A 21203-nucleotide genomic window follows, 5' to 3' on the forward strand; every position below is an offset into this window, starting at 1 on the left:
GACCAGCATAATAGTGAAAGAAAAGCTTTTAGACTCAGAGTATTCCTATTCTCGATAACGGACTAACCATGGACAAACGGCTTGAAGCAAATATTCTCATTGATAGAGCGGAAGTCATTCTAACAAATATTGTGGCACTGACCGATCAGGACAGAGATTATTTCAAAGTACCGGTGATTGATGTGGTGGTGTCACTGGAAACAGCAATTCAGCAACTGCAACAAGCTCAGGATTTCGTATCTAATATTACCTTATGAAGTCAGGTAATATTAAAAACGAAATATTGCTAAGTTGCGTTAGTTCAGACTTTCGCTGCAGCGAAATAACTCATGTTAATCCATATTACCATTACCTTAATCAGTAACAACTTCGCTTCACTAAGCCATACCATTGGCCAGATATTTGATTTAGCGCGACAGATCATAAACACCCAGAAGGTATGAAGATAAGGAAAATTTCCGCTAAGAGCGAAAGTAAGCAGTGCTTTCTTTGAACGAGAGTGATTTACTCTCAGCGGACGCTGAGATCGTATCGCCCACAATTATCTTCTGGGGCCATCTATGACCTCATACAAAACACCGTTTCTTAATTCTAATATTCGAAGAAACTTTCCTGAGCCGAGATCATCAACAAGCCTCGTAACTTTCACATAATCTTCGTTTATCTTTTTGTAACCGAGATCTTCCTCGCTGTCAGGGGTTCCAGAATTCAGATAAGTTGGGATCCCTAATTGACGTTTTCCGCCATCAGGTTTGTCAATCTCAACGCGTTTCTGTGGAATCAAAACAAAATTGGTAACTTATTAAGCATCATTACCCTAATAATTAAGCTGTTGCGCAATGCAAAAAATATAAAGTCAGTTACTAACTATTGTATCCCACTTCAACTAAGTAGATCTCTTTTTAATAAAGTTGGTTACTTTCATTTGGCTAGCCACTTTTGCTCCCAGCGGTGAAACGCCATGCCTGCATTAACACAACCAAATCGAGGCTCACGGTCCTGAAGCTCGAGTTGACCAGATTTAACACCGGAGGAACAAATAGATCGCGAAGTGACAGAACATTAAAGAGGACTAAGCGTGAATGGCGACCTTATTCATCTCAAAGCCCAGTAACGTTCAATTAAAAACATGCGGTTGTACTTTGCCCGGTTATAGATTGGAAGTCTGACTTTACTCATCAGTGGAACGTCTTCGAGACGTCGGGGATAGGAGCATACATATAAAAACGCTTCAGTTTGTTGAGGAAACAACGCCCATTTACTCTACTACCACCTGATGGCTTTTAGTGTGCGTTGTTTTGCGTTAATGTCATCTTCTGGTTTTCAACAAGGCACCAACGATGACAGCAGTATTTTCAACGGAATCTTTCAGTAGTATTGTCCATTTCGTGACGGCCGCAAACTCAAGTAGCTTTACTCAAGCAGCTGAACAGCTAGGTATTTCGAAATCAGCAATAGGAAAGAGTATTCAGCGACTTGAACATAATCTCGGAATTGCCTTGTTTAATCGCACAACGCGAAAAATATGCCTGACCACTGAAGGAGAAGCATATCTGGCCAGTTGCCAGAGTGCGCTTGAAACCCTGCAGATGGCCGAAATGGCGCTGCGATCAAAGCTGACAGAACCCTCTGGAACAGTCAGAATAGACTTACCTGCTGCATTTGGTCGCTCGGTGATGATGCCGATACTGATGAATATGACAAAACGCTATCCGTACCTGAAGCTAACTATAACTTTCAATGATCGTATTATTGATCCGTTGGATGTTGGTTTCGACCTCGCCATCCGTTTTGGCCCATTGAAAGACACCACCGAACTCATCGCCCGTAAACTGAACGATCAGCATCTTATTATCTGCGCGTCTCCCGATTATATTTCTACTTATGGCACACCTGAAACGCTCGTTGATCTGGCGCATCACCGCTGTATCCTGGCCTGGCGCGGTGGAGCTCCACTAAGCTGGCTTGTCCGTGACGAGCATGGGAAGGACATCAGACATAAACCTGCTCCTTTTCATCAAATAAGCGATGGTGATGCAATGATTGATGCCTGTATTGCCGGAGCTGGCTTGATTCAGTTTCCTGAAGCGCTTTTACGACCATATATACAATCTGGAAAGTTGGTACCTCTGCTTGCCGCCTTGAATCCTGCTCCCACCGAGCTCAATGTCATTTGGCCTCGAGCGCGGAATCTGTTACCCGGTGTACGGTTTATCATTGATGAATTGATTACGTTAGCTGCACAAAATGCATTCGAATGATTGTAGAATTTAGATCTACACTCTGTCCTCTTTTAGCCTGTTTATCCACTTCTTTTATCAGCGTAGGATCTCTTCAGAGTCAGGTTATCTGACAATTCATCCACCTATGAAGAGGTTCTACCATGCCAGTAGTTAATATCCAGATGTTCGACGGCCGTGATGATGCTAAGCCTGCTATCGCTAAAGCAGTCACAGAAGCCATCGCCACACATGCCAAAGTTGATCCACAGTATGTCTATGTCATTTTCAACGAAGTAACTACCGACAACTGGGCAATTTCAGGTGAAATTTTTTCTGAGACGCTGAAAAAATCGGGCTGATATTGAGCGTTTCTTAGTCACAGTCGCCGTTATGCTCCCGCGCATAACGGCATATTCCTCTTGCTGTGAATATCTTCCTTTCTTCTTTGCACGTTTGGCTGCTCCTACAGTTTTGGAGATTATGATGAAAAATGAAATCACCTGTGTTTTTAACTTGGCCGTTAATGACGGACAATTTCCTGCATTTAAAGAATTAGTCTCACGCGTGGTAGAAGCCACCAGACAAGAACCTGGCACGCTTAGTTACGTTTATAGCGTCAGTGAAGATCAGCAATCTGCACACATCGTCGAGCGTTACCGCCAGGAAGATGTGGTGAGCCATGTTGACCATACGTTCGCACCTTTTGCCGAAACCTTTCTCTCTTTGGTCACCATTACCGGTCTGACAGTTTATGGCGAACCCGATGCTGAAATCCGCAAGCGATTAGATCCGTTTGGTGCCGTGTATATGAAACCTTTCGATGGGTTTACACGTTAATTTTTACATTACAGACAATGAAAGATTACAATATGCAACTTTATATATACGATCATTGCCCGTTTTGCGTACGTTCACGTATGATTTTTGGCCTGAAAGATATTGCTTGTGAAATCATTACTTTGCCAAACGATGATGAAGCAACGCCAACGCGTCTCATCGGCAAAAAAATGCTTCCCATCCTCATCACTGAACGCAATGAAGCGATTGGTGAAAGCCTGGAAATTGCCAAATACATTGATGAAACTTATGGTTCTTCTGTGCTGCGAGTGCCTGACGATTCAGCAATTGAAGCCTGGATGGAAGAAGCAATAGAACTGATTTATCCGCTGGCGATTCCGCGATGGGCAAACTCAGAATTCGAAGAATTCCGACTGGATGCAGCAAGACAATATTTCGTCAAGAAGAAGGAAGCCGTTTTTGGTCCCTTCCAGCGTTTGCTGGAACAAACCGAAACAATGGTTACTGAAATAAACGCCAAACTTGAGATTCTTGATAATATGGTAGCGCGGCAAGATAGAGATACCAAGCATTTCTCCCTCACCGATATTCGTCTTTTTCCGCTGCTGCGCTCGCTATCTATTGTTAAAGGAGTCCACTGGCCGCCACGAATTCATGAATGGCTAAAAGAGATGACCGAGATGTCGCGAGTTAATCTCAATGACAATATCGCTATTTGAATCCGCTCCTGTCAGTCTTTCAGGACAGACGTCGAAGCATCTAATCTAAGCAATCAGGATTATATTAATGAACAAAATTGTAACAAGCCTTATCGCACTTTGCATGTTTACAGTTACAGTGCAAGCCGCCCCGGTTCAGCCCAATCAACCTTTACATTGGTTCGGAGAGCAGTCGAATAGCTACCGGAGCTTAACGCCTTACGGTAACAACACGAAAGCCGGACATTATGTGCAGTCTGGCGACGCAAAAATCTATTATGAAGTTTATGGTTCAGGTAAACCCGTGGTGCTTTTGCACGGTGGGGTTGTTGGTTCTATGGCAGAAATGGGCCAGTTTGCTGACAAACTTAAAGAGAGCCATCTTGTGATTATGGTGAATACACGTGGGCACGGAAAATCTGATATTGGTACAGTCCTGCCTAGCTATAAGCAAAAAGCAAAAGATCTGCATGAGGTATTTTCGGCATTAAACATTTCTGAAGCTGATGTAATTGGTTTTAGCGATGGCGCCTATACGGGCTACCAGTTTGCCGCAGATTACCCACAAAAAATCAATAAACTCGTTGCAATTGGTGCGGGCGAATGGGCAAAAGGCTTTGTTCAGGGGGGGCGTAAAGATCGTAATACCCCTTTACAGGCCGTTATCGACCTCGATCCCCGGTTCTGGGCAGAGCAAGCTGAAATACGTCCGCAGCAGGATAGAATGGCAGAATGGTACAAACAAGCTAATCAACAATACGACCAAACTACAGTCAGTGAGTCACTGTTTAAAAAGATCCATACTCCGGTGCTTGTGCTAGCCGGTGAAAAGGATATGAATGCGCCACTCGATACCGTGATCACAGCATATAAAATGCTTCCGAATGCACAGCTCGCAATCATTCCTGGTGCTCCACACCCTGTTTTCGTTGTCAATTTCGATGCTGTGTGGGCGAGTATCGCACCTTTTCTCGGGAGTAAATGAGATCCGGCCGGTAATATCGACAGATTCATTCAATCACTCCATGACGACCTGATTTTATAAATAAAATCAGGTTATTCGATTTCAAGATAAAACATGTCCTCCCTAACCTTTTACACAAGTTTATTTCAGGCTGCCAAGCCTGCAATAGCGAGACCACGTCAACCTATGCAGTATGATAAAAAACTCTATTATGCTCTTTCTTGATATCATGCTACTTCTACTTTAGCCAAATGAATATCTCCGTCATCGTACGAACTAGTTATACTCCCCACTCTTACATATTGCTGTCAGGATGGTCTTTCGCAAATCGAGAGCGGTGACGTATTCCAGTAATAACATTGTACTAACCACCAGACCCAACTCACGGAATGCAAAGCACAGCTTGGTTTTACGAATTCTGGTACCGAACCTGGAAATTAGGTATTTTCCGGCCTTTACCGACATTGACGTGCATATCAGTCTTCTTCATCGTTTAATAGTCTATTAAAATATCGATGACCAGCTAAACGCCGCACGGAAATAATCCGCTAAAAAATGCGATATAAGTATCGGGAACATCAAATTAAACGATACTTTCATAGCATAAATGGTACTCCGATAGCAGATTATCCTCAAACTGCTCACATAGCTCCCCGCCCGCAGAAACACTGTTTCTGGCCTCCCAAAAAGTCGATCAAACGATACTCTTTATAGGCATTATCGAGCCGCCAAACGCCTCTAGCGCAAAATCTACAAAGGTCCGCAGCTTGGGAGTCATGCGTCGTTCTGGAGCATAGATAAGGTGAAATGGCCTAGTGGATGGCGCGTAATCAGGAAGGAGCTGAACAAGCCGACCGGTATCTAGTTCAGGTTGAACCAGCTCTTTGGGTTGAAGCAATAACCCTAGGCCGGCCCGAGCGGCTCCGAGGAGAGCTTCACCGCTATCAACCATCAGACGACCGGATATTGGCACCGTAATTGGGCCTTCGGCCCCGTTAAATGTCCACTTTTTGCGCAAGGCACTTAAGGAGAAACCTAGGCACTCGTGCTCAGACAGATCATGAGGGGTAAGAATGGGATTGTGCTCCTGGAGGTAATCTGGAGAGGCACACAATACCAATCGATATGGGGCCAACGGGCGAGCCACCAACCCACTGTCCTCTAGCTCACCCACCCGGAAAACGGCATCAAATCCCTCGTCGATGACATCCACGAAGCGATTCGACAAAGTCAAATCGATGGATACCTCGGGATAGGCTCGCAAATAATCAGGGAGTTTAAGAGATAGGGCGTGTATCCCAAAAGTGACCGGAGCATTGATGCGCAGCTTCCCTTTCGGTGTTACATGAGTTTCGGCGGCCAACCCCTCAGCCTGTGCCACTTCCTCCAGAATCACCTTGGCCCGCTCATAGAACTGGGCGCCTATTTCGGTGAGATGCTGGCGGCGAGTGGTTCGGCTAAGCAGCTTAACCCCTAGGTGTCCTTCTAGCGCCTGAATGTGCTTCCCCACCAATTGGGGGGACATGTCCATTGTATCGGCCGTGGCGGAAAATGAACCCATTTCAACAGCCTTTACGAACACTGCCATGCCCTGAAGCTTATCCATTAGAAACAAACTGTTTGGAGTAAATAAAGAAAGTATGTATTTATCACGAATCGCTTCAAATAGTAAAATTTTTAGGATGATCAAGACCAATGGAGGTTTTATGACGAGCATACGCAATGTCTGCGTTTCAATACCCCTAATTTTACTACTGGCTCCTTTTATGACGCATGCAGATGCTCGTGACGAGCACCGTGCCATCAAGGAGACCTTAGGTCAATATGAGTCCGCACTCAATTCGGCGAATACCGCTGAGATCGCTCAGCTATTCACATTAGATGGCGTTATGATGGCCCCCGACGCTCCCGCCGCCATGGGTCGTAATGCCATCAAAGCCTCGTATGGCGGACTTGCAGAGACGCTGTCGTTCAATTTGGCTTTTACGGTCGATAAAATAGAATTCATTGGAGATAAAACAGCACTATTACTTAGTCACTCCAAGGGAACTGTAAAGGTCAACGACAGCGGACAGGCTACCAACGCAGTTGCCTTTAAGGAGTTGTTTGTTCTCGAAAAGCAAAGTGACGAAAGTTGGAAGTTTACTCATTACAGCTTCTCTTCCTCGCCTTCGGATGAGTGACTGATGCTTAAAATCAGTCTAACGGATCGTGCGTTGATAAAGTTTCGCGAGTCCGCATTTTTTACTACAGAGTGAGTCAACTTATGAAATACAGTTTAATTGGATTGTTGTTTGGCGTCATAACTTCCTCAGGAGCATTGTCAGACACGATTGAGTGGGAAGGCCGTGAGTTTGAGGCCAGAAATGTCAAAGCAAGCGTTGTGGAACTCAGTGGTCAGAAGGTTATGCGGGTAGAACGTGACCTGGAGTCGCTTCCTTTTGATGTACAGCGTCTAGAAGAAACGGTTGATGAACCTCATTACTTGAGATTGAAAGGTGTTGAGTTTTCTGATGTGATCTTCGAGGTAAAAATGCTGAGTCGTATTTTACAGCCCTCACCGTTTGTAAACTCGCAAGGGTTTATCGGCGTTTATTTCCGCTCAACGGAAGACGATTCGGCGTTTGATTCCATTTACCTTCGTCCCAATGCGGGTCGTGCTGATAACCAGCGAGTGCGAAATCACACCGTTCAGTACTTTGCCTACCCCGGCTACAAGTTTGATAAGCTTCGTGAAATAGCGCCCGGTCTTTATGAAACTTGGGCGGATATCGGCATGGATGAATGGATCACAATGCGGGTTCATGTCAAAGGTGATACTGCAAGGGCGTTCATCAATGATGCCAAATATCCGTCTTTTATCATTAACGAACTGCTGAGTACCTCTACGTCCGGTGGCATTGGGCTTTATGTTGATATCGGCACGGAAGGCTACTTTAAAGACTTTAAAATTATTTCATCGTCCAGCGCCAAAGCCGGTGGCATTTAATTGTCTTTGTTCAGTGCTTAATAGCTCGCTAATAATCTTATGATTAACTATGCCAAGTGTTCATTTTATTGTCTTGCCGCGAAGACTATACGGTTAAAGGTTAATTAACAAGGAAGTGGACACTCTTATGCCGTTCGGGGGCGAAAACGCTGTCCGACTATGCAGGTTAGGGAAAGCTGGCTAGTGTTGAAGATTCAGGGGTAGAAAAGCAAGCTTGACCATCCCCATCCCAAAAGCTTTACTTTACAGGTCTGATGGCGTTTGTAACTCAACTCTCAACGAAGATTGGCTATTGAACTATCCAGCTATCCTCAATGTGCTTGAGCAGAAAATTGCATCTTGCGGAGGACTTTTTTTATATGTGACTTGACATGCTGAAAGTCAATGCCCTGAGCTGTAGTCTGATAACTGTGGCTTCAATGCTTTTCATAGGGCGATCAAATTGTTTCCGCATGTAGGCGCAAATTAAATAGGTGTGAGTATAATTCAATTGATGTCAACAGGCGCAGGAGCTTTAATCATTCTCACTCTCGTCGGTTAAAGCCTTAACGGGAGCTATCCATCTCAACCTGAATCCTCTCTGCCCAGCGAAGAATAGATGATGAATCTAAACAAGCCCCACCATCTTCAGAAGAGAACCTTGGATGAGAAATGCGTTTAAATCCATTGCAAAATTTCTTCTTAATAAATTTAGTTGGCCAAGCCAAGGAGCCTTTTATTAGCCGCATTTCCAGCTCTCGAATGGTTTGTTCCCAGTCAAACGACACATCCTGCTCTTTCAACAGCAGTGTCGATAATTTATTTTTGTTATCGGAAGTATCCACTTCTATCAATGCGTACTCTTGACCATCCTTTTTAATTCGATGGAAGGCCACACAACGTGGATTACCATCTACAAGCAAATGCTTGGAGTAACCATCAATAGTGGGAAGCTTTCGGATCTCCCTGTGGATATGGCGGCAACCAGACATGGTAACGAGTTGCTTCGCCATAGCATCAAAGGCTTCAAATTTATCTAAGTAGAGATGTGCATCATCACTCTTGTCTTCCAAACCATCGTAGTCTGCTGAAGGTAATGTTCCGTGAGTACTGGCTTCATCAGTACTTACCTCCAAACCAGTGTTTTCTGGAGAGTCTGACGAGCCCTCTTCCTGACCTAGACGACCGGTCTGACCTTTTCCCTTGCCTATGCGGGTTGTTTGAATAGGATTTGCAAACTCAAATGTGACGGCAGGCGTTTCAATTCGAATTTCCGTGTGTTCAACGTCTGGCTCTTGCTCATCATCGATTTCCAACTCTGGACCGGATTGTGGGCCGGGTCGAACAGCTCGCCCCTGGCCAGTTCGCCTCTCAGCGAATCGGGGATCGACAAAATCGACGTAGGTGGGACAATGACAGGTTAGATTGGAAACACCATAAATCTCATACACCAAAAACGCTTTTCGCCCCTGATCGTAATGACCTCGAAGTGTCAGCTCAACGCCTGAGAGCGACGGTGGTTCAAACCGAAAACGCCACAGACGGTATTTGTCTGTGTCATAACCGTTCTGAAGTTGGTAACAGGCAATACTTTCAAAAGACAGCCGAGCTTCATCATCCAATAAGATCCAGGCTAACAACCGTCTTAATGCATAATCACCTCTGACATACAGTGGCAGTGTACAGGTCGGAAGAATATTGATGAGTGCTTTACTCAATTTATCGATACGCTGGACATCAAACTCTTGTGAAAGTCCGCTGGGAAGTAATGCTAAACGAGTTATATAAGCATGGTGAAAAAACAGTACTCGCGCCAATTCGAGTTGAGGAAGATAATACTGCGTTCCACCAAATTCAAAGTTAAAGCACCATTGCTGTCCATCATCCTGCCGGTTTACCGCCGGAATTGGACAGGCTTCAATCGGTTCAGTACGCCAATGCCGAGCATTTTCTATCACAACACGGGATTGAAATCCGGCAGGGCGCTGCTGTTCCGTTGCATTCACAACCCTGCGTCTTGCTAAGACCGGAATTTGAGAAATACAAAAATGTTGTTTCTTTTGGCCGGGCGCTAGTTTGACATTAATGTGCCAATCGGAACCATCATGGCGGCGGAATAAAGAGCCAATCTCCCGGATAGCGCTGTTATTTTCTACACCTTTGAACTTCATGTTCCGTATCCACTAAATTTTCCAAATATTGCATGGCAGGTTCCATCATTCGTTCTTCGCTCAATCCGGCGTTTCGCAATAATCGCCACCTTGGCGGCGAGTCAAAGAGAACCCGTAAATCGTCATAGGCATTTTGCAATCGTCGGATCTGGTACTGGGAGACACTTTCCGAATTGACCGCCAAAAATGCCGAAGTCCGTGGCAGTTGATGGAGATTCTTCTCAAGGGGGGAGAGATTGCCCAGCAGCTTGAGGTAGTAAGTTCTTGAGCGCCTGGGTCCTTGTTGATTTGCCTTCAGAAAACATAGCCTGCTGTCGAAGTGCTTGCAAATATTCCCGATCCCGTTTGTCCCAATCAATGCGTGGTACGTTAGGATTTGTCTTGTCTTGCGCATGACGATGGTTAACGTCCAACAGCCAGTCGCGATGATTTCGATAGAGCCTGGCATACAAGGCCGGTGAAGTTTTTCTGGCTTGTTTGGGGGGACAGGAAGACAGCAATGCAAACCAAGCTTCTTGATCTGGCGTTTGACTGTTCGACTTTTGCATCACAACCTTAACTTGTTGTGGCGTTTTACGTGTTGGTTTCCGGCTAACTTCATAAAGTACATCGTCTATCTGCCAGTGGCTATCCAGCAATGCCTGATGAACAACAATATGCTGAAGATAATTGAAACTTTTTCGATGCTTTCGGAAGATTACTTTCAGCCAGTCTGTGTCATCAATATCGGAACTGGGAGGCATCAGACGGTTTCGGATTAACCAAGCGGCAGGCCACACCTTTAATACCTTATTTTTTATCACCGAGTGGTCAACTTGGGCTTTTCCCCGGTAAAAACCTTGCCGATAAGCAAGGCTGCGATAATGCTCTGTCCATTGCTCAAAGCTGGGTGACGCTTGCGCCGGCCGAACTAACAACCGTCGCACCTGAGTGGATATCCAGTCAGATACTCCCATTCCCTTTTGCTGTTTAGTCACAAGACAGTGTTCAGGTGCAGCAGCGATAAAGCGATGACGTTCAATCAGGGGGCGAGCAATCCGCGTATCCATCAACACACCGTGTTCGGAGCACGATGCCATCCCAGCAACCTGCCATTCTCGTAGCCAAAAATACTCACCATATTGTTCTCGTTGAGCGGATATGCAACCGGGACAGTACCGGATAAAGCGTGGAGACTTAATGCGAGAGGCAGCAATCCCTAATGCCAGATGAGCGGCCCCCTGAGTACCCTGATACAACCAATTCATGCACTGAAGCCGTCGAGCCTCTGGTACAAAGGGTGCGTAAAGCGGAAATAAGGTATGGCTATAGATCAGCTTGTCAGGCGTGTACTCTTCAGGAAGCCAGCGAGAGAGCGTTGCAAGATGGTTAGGTAAGTCTATCGTTGCGATAATGCTGCGAGATTCGAAGACTTCATCCAACAGTTGCTTTGGGCTGGTCAGCCCTTGCCGGACACCCGCTCTTGCCACGGTGCTATACATCAACTCCTCTGTGTAAGGTATAGGAAAATTCAACACGGCCATCACCCAAAGGAATTAACCCAGTCCTGGGCATCAAAAAACAGGTCATTGCGGCAAAGTGATTCCTGGAAGGTCTCATCATTGACGGACTGAGAGAATAGGAAGCGCAAGTCTTCTGAATCCAGGGTATGCCAGTCAGCTTTCTTGACCGCCTTAAGTTTAGGTGTGGATGACGCAGGCTTTTCTATCTCAGCACTCTGATACCAAGAGAGAATCAGCGGCATAAGGTCCTTCATCACAAGGCCCGGATGATCCTCAAACGCTTTGTTGATCAGAGGTTCAAGCAGCTCAGAGGCATACCCCATATCAACCAGCATATTGTGCAAACGAACAGCTTGTTCATTTCCTCCATACTTGACTACGGTATCAATGCTTTCCTGATTGGAGCGCAGCAGGTGGCTCAGTTCCAATATTTTTCTATCTACGTCGGGGATAGTCAGATCCGAATAACGCGCTATTTTTGTTACATCACCCGACCGCAATGCATCAATCATGGGATGGATAGGCTTTAACTCATCCAGATAAACCTTTCTCATCAAGGCCGGGGTAATGCGTTCAATACCGGTGACAACCGCCCGGATTTGTGACAGAACAAATAGCTTGATAACGACATCCATAATGCCTTGAGAAAGATCGTACCAGGTATCTCGAATTTCATCAGTCACTTCAGGAGATGCTTTAGTCAGCCACTGATACTTCCACAAACGACTGGTGAAGGCCCCCCACTCGGTACGAGATATCTCCTGCTCGCCTGAAGGCTTGCTTAATGGCTCCCAAAGGATTGAGCCAAAACCAGCGCCCCGGCGAGCGGAACGTAAATCCAATTCAAATATAGGTCTGGCTTTTGGCGTTCCCACCATAACAACCGGAACCGAAATTTCATTCACCAGAGTGACAAAGAAATTGAGCATACGCTCTGCACCACCGGAATGTTTAACGCTCAGATGCTGGATTTCATCAATCACTAACAGTCCAATGGCGTGAGTGTTCGCAATGTGTGCCATTATCGCAATCAAGGTTTCTACGCTATGTCGTTTTTCCACGTAGCGGCGTACATAATTAGTGGCGAGTACCGCGTCAATTTCCCGAAAGAAGTTATGGCACAGGCTTTTCAACGAACCGTCATGCGGGCAGTCAATTTTAAGGAAAACGATCTGAGTGAAGTTGTAGGCTTCGTGATATATCAACTGGGGATAGGTTGCCAGAATACGGTTCAATGAGCTTGTCTTGCCTGAACCAGAACAACCAATGAAAGCCAGACTCTTAGCGGTGGATTCCACATGCTCGAACCGGAAAACAGCCAAATCCCCCTGCATAACACGCTCATACCCATTCTGGATGTGGGTATTCAGTTCGCCTGTCGCCAGATTTCTACCAACATACCCTTGTCGAAGCATGACCGATAATTTTGACTCCAGCTCGATGTGACGGGAGAGCGGCTGAAAAAAATTATCGAGTAATTGAGATATGACATGAATACGGGTCTGGCCATCAAGATAAACGTCAGTTGGGCGAAACATAATTTGACCCGACAACCCGTCCTTTAGCTGACGCCGGTCCAGGATAGGCGGCAAAGCCTCAATGAGAGGGTTTCCTTGGTACTGGCTGATCCCGGTATCATTATAAATCGCCTGCACCATGCCTTTGGGTAGTGTCATTCATCATCTCCAAACAGGTCATCCAGAAAATCTGGGAAAGCCCCGTCTTCGGGCTGATCAGTCAAATACCTGACATCTGCTTTGGGTTTCCGCTCAGTAGGCTTGTTTTCTGTTCGACGTTTCCGGCGTTCCTGCTCACGGGCTTCCCGCCGGTTTTGATTGATGCCAGCCAAGGTTTCTGTTTTCGATTCACCAAAGTAGGAAGGACGTAGCTTTTCCGCGTTTTGGATGGTTTCCTGAATCACATTTTCCAGCGATCTTTTGCTTTCCCTCTCTTTCAATTTAGCTGCCGCTGTTGATTTTCGTTGTTGCTGCTGGCTGTCCCATAACTCCCACATCGACCGGCCCCTAAATTCCCTTGAGCGATCGGTTAGCGAGCACTCCCAATAATCTGATTTTGTTGCATCTGGGAAGACATAAATGATGTCGGCTACCGAGGGGTCATACGCAGCCATAAAGGGGCCAGGTCGCTGTTGCCCAGTTCTATGGAGCCAGCCAGACGCCAGTAGCTCCCTACAGGTATAAAAGGCACCGAAGCATTGAATACCGTATTCGGAAAGCGTTACTTTTTGACGAGGCAACAATGCCAGCTTCAACGCCGACTCCGATGTGTTACGTAGCCGTCCGCTACGATTTTGAATACCCCATTGCCAGATATTTATCGGTACAGGTGCGAGTGTATCCGGCATATCCGGATCGCGGTCATACTTGACCAATACCGAACTCTGGTTGCGATGCAGGATAGAGCCGATAATTATTTTAGTGAATTCTTCCAATGTAAGTGTTGCATCCAACCGATAATCTTTCCCGCCGCGCTTTTTGATGGTAGTTCCAGCAACTACTCCTGGTGCAAACGGCTTGAAGTCTGCTTGAATAGTACGAAAATGCCGCTCAACTATACCCTTCGCATCCCCACGATAAGGTGGTGTATTTTCAATCCGAACACCAAAGGCCTGCTCCAGATATTCAATTTGATGGCCCAGCAACTCACCGCGATCAGCTAAAATTGCGTCCGACAATCCAATCGACGGCCAATCCTCTGGCTCGATGTCATAACCGAAAGACTGGCATATCTGAGTTTTATCGATCATGGCGTTCACCAGTGCCAACATAGCAGTCACATAGGAGGGGTTTTCAAGTCCCACATAGAACCCAGCAATCAATCTGCTATAGACATCGACAACCACGTACAAGGTTGGTCGGCCAATAATCTTTTGTCTGTCAGCGGAAAGCAGATAGATATCGGCAATAGTCGCGTCGATCTCGTACCGTGCACCAGGACCGTGAACCCCAGTTGTGGCTGTTCCTTGTAACGGTCTGATGTCCTTTTGATATTCAATTTTATTGGCTCTCAGCCGGATACGTTCAGGCCGGACATATTCCCGCTCGTAGAAATAGCGTAGTTGAGCAACTGTCGGGAAGTTTTCTTTTGGTACATCGGGATGAGCTGTTTCAAACATGTCCTCGAAACGTCGATGAGCATAGGGTAGAGAATGATTCTTCTCCGTCAGATAGTGTCGATCAAGCACAATGCGAAACATGCGTTCAACACCAGTATCTACAATTGCGCCGGTGCCCGGCGCTATAATTCTCGGGCGGCCTAATTTTTTTTCTGAAGCTGTGCGTTTCTTTCCTCGCCCGCCTGATTTATCGTAGTCCGGCAAAAGCGCGTTCGGTGTGCAACCCCGCTGCCAATATTGGCGAAGATAGGAATATATTGTTTTTTTTGCCGTTCCAGATTCAGTAACAACCTGCTGAACCAGTGCGCCCCTGCCGCTGCGATAATAGATATCCGGTTGGTGTATTAAAGGCTCAATAACGGCCATACGCTTGTCCCGGATTTGCTGTGCTACTGAGCCATGTTCCGGGAGCTGAGCAGCAAGATGCGAATAGGGATCATCAATTTTTTTTAACGTCTCAGAAAGAATGAAGTCTTCCACCTCTGCCAGAGAAACCCGTTCAGGAAATGCTTTGTCGGAATCGATATTAATCCATGTGTATCGAATATCTGAGACATCAAGAATACGATACCGAGGCTCTCCGAATACCACGACATCATTGATTCGCAACATAATAATTCCTCAATGATTCAATGTCTGAAGAGGCCTGTAACTCCCCTACAGCCAGCGTTGACCAAGGCTTTCTGATATCGAATAAGAAAACCCTCAAGGCTAACAGCGAGCGTATCTTTTGCAGGGATTCGCCTGGAGAGAGTGAATAGGCTTGATCGAGCATCATTGCAACCTGAGAAATCAGCAAAGTCGGATGATTTATAAAGAAGCCCAGGTAAAGGGAAGCCATATTCAGAGTATCTTCGATCCCATCCAGAACCAATTGCGCTGGATACAGCCAGGCAATATTTTTGGTGACGGTCTTGGGAATTTGTTTTTCAGTCAGCAAATACCATGGCACTTCCTTTAACGCCCAGTAGCGCCGTTCAAGTTCCAGTTTTTCGATGGTTCTAGGGTTTGAAAGATCTGAAGAGGTTTTTACCTGAATAGCCATTCTTGGACGCTCAGGCTTATTAGTGTCCACTAGAAAATCCGTGGACATGACTTGAATTTGTCCTCGCACTTCGGGATGACGGATACGCACTTGCGCTGCAAGCTCAATGGTATCCTCTAGTCGGAGAGGATATTGCTCCCGGATATCAGTGACAAATGGATTCCAGTCAAACAGAAAGAACGCCGCCAGCTCTAGGTCTGACAACAGATGGTGGGTTCGTTGAGTCTGGAATCCCCAGATGCGGTGTGATCGTCCAGCAGAAGGTAGGTCTCTGACGGTCAACCAGGGTTGGTAGTCTTTTCCTGACCCCTTTCCACGACCTTGTTTAACCCATTTCAGTGAACGAGAGTCAAGGGATAAGCTGGTCAAGCTCCGTACCTCCGACATTGCACATAAAATATACGGAACTAAGTTACCAGCTTTATTTGTAAGTTACCAACTTTATTTACCAGTTACCGACTTTATTTGCATCCCACAGTTTCACCGGTGAAGGTTGGTATTGGCCTGAGCGAAGCTCAGTCATAACACGTTTCCAGTTTCCGGCGTTTGCCCAAGCGGGGAAGTCATCAATGGTCATGCCATCAATGCCAGCGGCCCCTTTGTTGGCTCGAACCTGCTTCCATGCCGACACAAGATTGGAAGGCTGGAGAAAAAGTTCGAGTAGATCTGCGCTAAAGGCTGGCTGCTCATCAGTACGCTGAGTCACGTCACTACCGGACGGCATTCGTGTGTTCAAGTCTGACAAGGCTCCTCCTTTATTCTAAATGTTCCGGCCTTGGCCGTGTCCCAGCCATTACGCTGGGCATTTGGCTACTATGCCGTCTGCTGACTTCTGCTCTATCACCGCCACAGTTACCTGTAACAGCGCTATCGGTTTGCATCGAATTCGCTCGCAGTGGATGATGCGCTTCCTCTGCGCCAAGGCACTTGTATACCAGAGCCTTACTGGTATTCACCGATCGCTCTTAGAGCAGATCTCCCCAGATAAGAGCATGGACTGTCTCTGCACTGCTGCATCATTTACGGTGGCCGTTAGATCACAGGGTTTCGTTGTCTTGTGCCAACTCACCTTCAGCCTACGCCTCATATGATGTTCTTGTTCATCAGCTCGCAGATTTGCTAGCGGCTTCCTCCAGACTATCTCTCACGATTTAGCCCTTGCCATTCGCTAGTAGTTAGCGTTGAATAACAGTGTGTTAAACAACGGTGATCTTCCTACAGAGGACTTTCACCTCATTAGTTCATGCCCATGCTGGGCGTACACAACCCGTTACATCGGATATGCGCTATGCGCCTACCGATGAACCAGAATTAGCTCAATAAAGAGGGGCAACCGTGTCACTAATGACTATTTTGCTATTTATACCAGCATGCTTTGCTTTGAACATGGCGCCTGGTCCCAATAACCTTCTTTCGATGGCGAATGCAAAGCGTTATGGCGTCAGGACTGCCTGCTATGCTGGTATTGGTCGGCTGGTTGCATTTGTAGCTATGATCACGCTGGCTGCTACAGGGCTGGCAACAGTGCTGTATACGTCGGAAAAATTGTTTCTCGCCATAAAAGTCGTCGGAGGACTCTATTTACTTTGGCTGGCCTATCAGCTATGGACCGCTGATCCAACTGAGGGCGATAGCGAGGCACCGGGAGGAAAAAGCTTCTTTCAACTGGCGAGACAGGAGTTTTTGCTGGCGGCTGGAAACCCCAAAGCCATTTTGATTTTTACGGCTTTCCTGCCCCAGTTTGTTGATCCAGCGGGTTCTGTTGGATATCAGTTTTTGATTCTTGGCGTGCTATTTTTAATGCTTGAGTGTGTAGCAATAGCTGGGTATGCATTCTTTGGTAAAGCATTGCGCCATTGGTTCTCTCGACCTTCTATGCGCCGGTTGTTTAATAGAGTTTGTGCCGGACTGCTTGGTAGTGCAGGGGTTGGGTTGTTACTCGCTCGTCGTGAATGAACTAACAAAGCCATTAAATTCGCTCCCTACGGTCGCCGGAGGCTCGTTCATCGCGCCGTTTATGGCGGGCGCTGGGAGATCCCCTCATAATTCAGGCACTCCGGTAACGTGGACTTTCCGGATGTATTGAGTGATAGTCCACCGAATTTCAGAGGTTGAAACGGGGTAATCCCGTCGGCGTTTTCGAACTTCCCGCCCTAGTCTGATTAGTGATAGTACCGGACGATTCCAGATAGTATTGGCCTGAAAAGCACGCTGCCAATTGTGCTTGTACGCGATGATTCCAATCAGCCTGAGCAGCCATTCGGCGAGCATCGCAATGAGCAACAGCACATCGAACCGTTTAGGACAGCGTGTTCTGCTGTGGCGAAGACCCAGTCCGTACTGAGGGCTTTTAATATCCCGGAAGCTTTCTTCTATCTGCATTCGCTTGGCATAGAGGTTCACGAGTTTCTTTGAGGTCAGTGATTCTGCGGGGATATTCGTAGCGAGTAGCCAGGGCTCTTTGCTGCTATCCCGATAGTTTTGTTGTGCATTGTGATGACGTCCAGCTTTCGATGAACGCTGGTCTTTACGGCCCTTGGATTTGGCTTTAAACAAATGCAAACAGGCATTAATCGGGCTTTTTCGACCTAACTGGCCAAACCCCAGATAACGCGCTCTGGCGTTGGCTGCAGGATAAAAAGATTTGTTGCTACGCCATTGTGATTGGCTCTGCACACGAAAGCCAACTTCGCCACGGACACGGCCAAGCCAGAACCATCCCAGCCTTTCAACTTCACGGAACCAGGTGTTTCGGTAACCGGCATCGGTGACGATAAGCGGACAACAATGTTGAGGCAGAATGACTGCTAATTCTCGCAAGAAAGGATTGTGACTGACCGGAGAATTGTATTGAGAAAATGGAAATACCCGTTCGTAGAGAATGACTGACCGACCTTCAAAGCTTACAGATGCACGCAAGGTTTAATGGCGCATTTGTTCTCTTACATCAGACCAATCAATCAGTATTATCGGCATTGGGTTCGCCCCACAGAGGAGCCTTGCATGCCAGTGATAAATATCAAATCTCTCGTTGTGCTTAGCGGCAACGGCCCCGGTAATATTACGACCCAATTCGGTAAGCGACAGTTGCTGTCCGTCAAGCAATGATTGCACAGCAACCATTAGAGAAGAGAGACGTTATTGATGTAAATCAGGGCATTGATTTTTAAGTAAATCATGTAAGATAGAGATATCACGCATGGTGTGTTTTTCTGGTATGTTTTTGGCGAAATTAATTAGATCAAATTGCGCCTTGTATGTATATATCATTGAATTTGCTTTAATTTATGAGTGGATTCGTTAGATTTGGGTGTTACGTTCTTGGGAGACATTGATGATTATCAGGAAGATGGAGGAGAAGGACCTTGAAGCTGCAAGTGCAATTTGCATGGATTCTTTTTTGCAGTCTGTTGCAAGCACATTGTCTGATGAGGGGATTACAACCTTTTCGAATATCGCTGCGCGCGATGCATTCCTCGAGAGGATGAGAGGCGATAACTTGATGCTGGTTGCTGAGAACAACGAAAATGTCGAAGGCATCATTGAGCTGAAGGAAGGTCGCCATGTTGCGATGCTTTTTATTCGGCCGGGATCACAGAAAAGTGGTATTGGAAGAAAGCTGCTTAAATCCGCCTTGAATCATGCGAAGGTTGAAACTGTTACCGTCAGCGCGTCGCTATCTTCAGTGACGGCTTATGAAAATTATGGGTTTGAGCGTAGTGGCGAAGTGGCCGAATCGGCAGGTTTGGTTTATCAGCCTATGGAGCTCAATCTTAACAAAGCAATGCACGCGACAAGCGCGTGCATTGTGCCGTGATGTCCGCTTTAGCAAAATTATTAGTTCTAGAGTGAGCTAGGTGGTCTTTTCGGAATGACCGTTACTGACCAATAGTCGATGTAGCAAAACACATCGGTGCACGTCCGTTCTTTGTCTATTTGAGTGATCAATAGCTTCAGGCGAAGCTGTTGCTGGTCAGATGCGTAATAAGCCGCCGCAACATGACCTCTGTCATGCGCCTCTATGGCTTCATTGTTTTCTCACAGGATTTTATCTAACCCATGCATATATAGTTCGCTAAGTTGTGTAGCGGACATCTCGGGTAAAGGGTTTCTCATCAATCCTTTACCATGAAAAATTTGCTGAGCCACCTGTCTGCCTATATTTTGCGCACTCGTTGTTTTATGTATCCGCTTAGCATAGAAATCTCCTAACACTTTGTCTAATGTCAGAGTAACCGTTCACCAGGGCCCTATTGACAGGCAGCTTTGAAGTCGTTGAGCAGTGGATAGCTAGTTTTGTTAAGCGTTGCAGCCAGGATTTCCCGAATCCAGGTCAGCGGATTCAGCTTTTGCTTCCGGCAGGTTTCTACGATAGTGAGGATGCGTTGTCTGAATAATTCGCCTCTGTGAGACCACACACCATAGCTGCCTTTTCGCCACAACACATAGCTTCTCAGTGAACGCTCTGCTTCATTATTTGTCAGCGGTACGCCATTATGTTTGAGAAACACCCAGCACATGTCATCGTGTTTAAGCAGTAACTTACACCGGTTCTGATAGCGAGGTGTGACACATCGTCTTGATGCCAGTTCCAGTTGTTCTCGCCAGGCAATGCGTAGTTTTTCCATTCGCCCCCGGTATGCCTTTTCGCTCAGGGTATTTTTTTCAAACCGGTGTTGCAGGCGGAACAGTATGCGGATGAGCCTGACCAATATCGTCCCGTAAGCTTTATTCGTGCCCCAGCTTTCCGCCAGTGCATTCATATTTCTTAAGATATGCGCCCAACATAATTGACGGTGGTCAGTGTCAATGTAGTGGTAACCGGCATACTGGTCAGTCACTACAATGTTTTCTGGATTATCGCCCAGTAATTTCTTCGCCGCCCAGGCACCGCGGGAGAAGTGGGTCATAAAGCAAGACAATTCAGCCGTGCATACCTGCCACATCCAGCGGTTTTCGTTGCCGCGCTGATGACGGGTTTCATCACAGTGTACGACCGCCTCATTTTGCATCGTCTCTCGGATATCCTGACAGGCCGGTGTCAGTACAGCGCTGACGCGGCCTTGTGCTTCAGAGATAGCCCCACGACTAAATGACAAGCCGAAGTTTTGTTCAAGTTGTTGTTGGATTTTACTGATACTCTGATGAAACTGGCCTGACTGCATTGCGACATACGCCAGCAGGTTATTCCCCATTTGGCCCTGATTCACATTATCAGGTAAATTGGCTTTGACCGTTTTACTGCACTGACAACACTGCCCCTGATAAAGTTGATGCTCTACAACGGTAAAGGCTTGGCTGGGAATATCAAATACCTGATGACGACGGTAGGGGAATCACTGACATCAATTACACCGCCACAAGTACAGGTCTCATCGGGATAGTAAGTTCGACTCTCATCAACCTTATCGGCTAACATCCGTTTGGTGCCCTTATGACCTGATTGCGCACCGCGCTTACGACCTGTTGGCTTTTTAGCCGGCGCAGAAGAACCCGCCCCCGGACCATTAGAGGAAGGCGGGCGCGACGAATTACGACTGTTCTGATTCAGTCGGTCTTCGAGGTCATTTAGCCTGTCCCAGAGTGCACCGATGAGTTCATTGGCATCATCAAGATTCGTCGCAACGGGTGGCTTTGTTGATTGCTTTTTACGTGGCATGAGGACCACTCTGACAGACTGGCGGGATCAATCAATAGGA

The 21203-nt window shown here is 46.6% G+C and carries 18 protein-coding genes and 2 pseudogenes; 10 read left to right on the forward strand and 10 right to left on the reverse strand.

Annotated elements, in window-relative coordinates; translation table 11 throughout:
• Positions 1-68 precede the first annotated feature (68 nt).
• From J3369_RS16155 to J3369_RS16180, 6 genes are all read left to right on the forward strand, one after another.
• A complete protein-coding gene (locus tag J3369_RS16155) occupies positions 69-257 on the forward strand; it encodes a hypothetical protein (RefSeq protein ID WP_349588744.1) in 189 nt (62 codons plus the stop codon).
• Positions 258-1340: 1083 nt separating this feature from the next.
• Positions 1341-2261: a LysR family transcriptional regulator gene (locus tag J3369_RS16160; protein WP_349588747.1), complete on the forward strand. Its 921-nt coding sequence runs from the start codon at positions 1341-1343 to the stop codon at positions 2259-2261.
• Between the two features lie 122 nt (positions 2262-2383).
• Positions 2384-2581, forward strand: a complete 198-nt coding sequence (locus J3369_RS16165) for a tautomerase family protein (RefSeq protein ID WP_349588749.1) — start codon at positions 2384-2386, stop codon at positions 2579-2581.
• 121 nt (positions 2582-2702) lie between these two features.
• The gene (locus tag J3369_RS16170) at positions 2703-3059 is read left to right on the forward strand and encodes a putative quinol monooxygenase (RefSeq protein ID WP_349588752.1); all 357 of its coding nucleotides are present in this window, start codon (positions 2703-2705) and stop codon (positions 3057-3059) included.
• Between the two features lie 32 nt (positions 3060-3091).
• Positions 3092-3739 carry a glutaredoxin 2 gene (gene grxB / locus J3369_RS16175; protein ID WP_349588754.1) on the forward strand — a complete coding sequence of 216 codons (648 nt, stop codon included), beginning with the start codon at positions 3092-3094 and terminating at the stop codon, positions 3737-3739.
• Positions 3740-3806: 67 nt separating this feature from the next.
• Positions 3807-4703, forward strand: a complete 897-nt coding sequence (locus J3369_RS16180) for an alpha/beta fold hydrolase (RefSeq protein WP_349588757.1) — start codon at positions 3807-3809, stop codon at positions 4701-4703.
• A 255-nt stretch (positions 4704-4958) separates the two neighbouring features.
• On the opposite strand, the gene J3369_RS22045 is transcribed toward J3369_RS16180, so the two are convergent.
• Both J3369_RS22045 and J3369_RS16185 read right to left on the reverse strand, forming a co-directional pair.
• Entirely contained in the window at positions 4959-5147 is a 189-nt protein-coding gene (locus tag J3369_RS22045; protein WP_502877464.1) for a Tn3 family transposase, read from the reverse strand.
• 229 nt (positions 5148-5376) lie between these two features.
• The gene (locus J3369_RS16185) at positions 5377-6399 is read right to left on the reverse strand and encodes a LysR family transcriptional regulator (RefSeq protein WP_349588760.1); all 1023 of its coding nucleotides are present in this window, start codon (positions 6397-6399) and stop codon (positions 5377-5379) included.
• Here J3369_RS16185 and J3369_RS16190 point away from each other — a divergent pair.
• Positions 6389-6865, forward strand: a complete 477-nt coding sequence (locus J3369_RS16190; protein WP_349588763.1) for a YybH family protein — start codon at positions 6389-6391, stop codon at positions 6863-6865. The genes J3369_RS16185 and J3369_RS16190 overlap by 11 nt on opposite strands.
• Positions 6866-6948: 83 nt before the next feature.
• Positions 6949-7671, forward strand: a complete 723-nt coding sequence (locus tag J3369_RS16195) for a 3-keto-alpha-glucoside-1,2-lyase-like domain-containing protein (RefSeq protein ID WP_349588765.1) — start codon at positions 6949-6951, stop codon at positions 7669-7671.
• A gap of 545 nt (positions 7672-8216) precedes the next feature.
• On the opposite strand, the gene J3369_RS16200 is transcribed toward J3369_RS16195, so the two are convergent.
• From J3369_RS16200 to J3369_RS16225, 6 genes are all read right to left on the reverse strand, one after another.
• Entirely contained in the window at positions 8217-9821 is a 1605-nt protein-coding gene (locus J3369_RS16200) for a Tn7-like element transposition protein TnsE (RefSeq protein WP_349588767.1), read from the reverse strand.
• Positions 9822-10042: 221 nt separating this feature from the next.
• Complete coding sequence (locus J3369_RS16205; RefSeq protein ID WP_349589195.1) at positions 10043-11344, reverse strand: TnsD family Tn7-like transposition protein; 1302 nt, start codon at positions 11342-11344, stop codon at positions 10043-10045.
• A complete protein-coding gene (locus J3369_RS16210) occupies positions 11344-12999 on the reverse strand; it encodes an AAA family ATPase (RefSeq protein WP_349588769.1) in 1656 nt (551 codons plus the stop codon). Before J3369_RS16210 ends, J3369_RS16205 begins: the two co-directional genes overlap by 1 nt.
• On the reverse strand, positions 12996-15071 hold the full coding sequence (locus J3369_RS16215) for a TnsB C-terminal domain-containing protein (RefSeq protein ID WP_349588772.1): 2076 nt from the start codon (positions 15069-15071) through the stop codon (positions 12996-12998). Before J3369_RS16215 ends, J3369_RS16210 begins: the two co-directional genes overlap by 4 nt.
• Positions 15055-15873 carry a TnsA endonuclease N-terminal domain-containing protein gene (locus tag J3369_RS16220; RefSeq protein WP_349588775.1) on the reverse strand — a complete coding sequence of 273 codons (819 nt, stop codon included), beginning with the start codon at positions 15871-15873 and terminating at the stop codon, positions 15055-15057. Before J3369_RS16220 ends, J3369_RS16215 begins: the two co-directional genes overlap by 17 nt.
• A 76-nt stretch (positions 15874-15949) precedes the next feature.
• Positions 15950-16249: a hypothetical protein gene (locus J3369_RS16225; protein ID WP_349588777.1), complete on the reverse strand. Its 300-nt coding sequence runs from the start codon at positions 16247-16249 to the stop codon at positions 15950-15952.
• A gap of 599 nt (positions 16250-16848) precedes the next feature.
• Between J3369_RS16225 and J3369_RS16230 the strand changes: the two genes are divergently transcribed.
• A complete protein-coding gene (locus J3369_RS16230; protein WP_349589197.1) occupies positions 16849-17460 on the forward strand; it encodes a LysE family translocator in 612 nt (203 codons plus the stop codon).
• An 84-nt stretch (positions 17461-17544) separates the two neighbouring features.
• Here J3369_RS16230 and J3369_RS16235 read toward each other — a convergent pair.
• Positions 17545-18705: pseudogene (locus J3369_RS16235) on the reverse strand (IS4 family transposase).
• 133 nt (positions 18706-18838) lie between these two features.
• Here J3369_RS16235 and J3369_RS16240 point away from each other — a divergent pair.
• Positions 18839-19321: a GNAT family N-acetyltransferase gene (locus tag J3369_RS16240; RefSeq protein WP_349588779.1), complete on the forward strand. Its 483-nt coding sequence runs from the start codon at positions 18839-18841 to the stop codon at positions 19319-19321.
• Positions 19322-19754: 433 nt separating this feature from the next.
• On the opposite strand, the pseudogene tnpC reads toward J3369_RS16240, so the two are convergent.
• Positions 19755-21163: pseudogene (gene tnpC, locus J3369_RS16245) on the reverse strand (IS66 family transposase).
• Positions 21164-21203 lie beyond the last annotated feature (40 nt).

This window comes from Alteromonas sp. NFXS44 (assembly GCF_040148705.1).
Classification (GTDB): Bacteria; Pseudomonadota; Gammaproteobacteria; order Enterobacterales; family Alteromonadaceae; genus Alteromonas.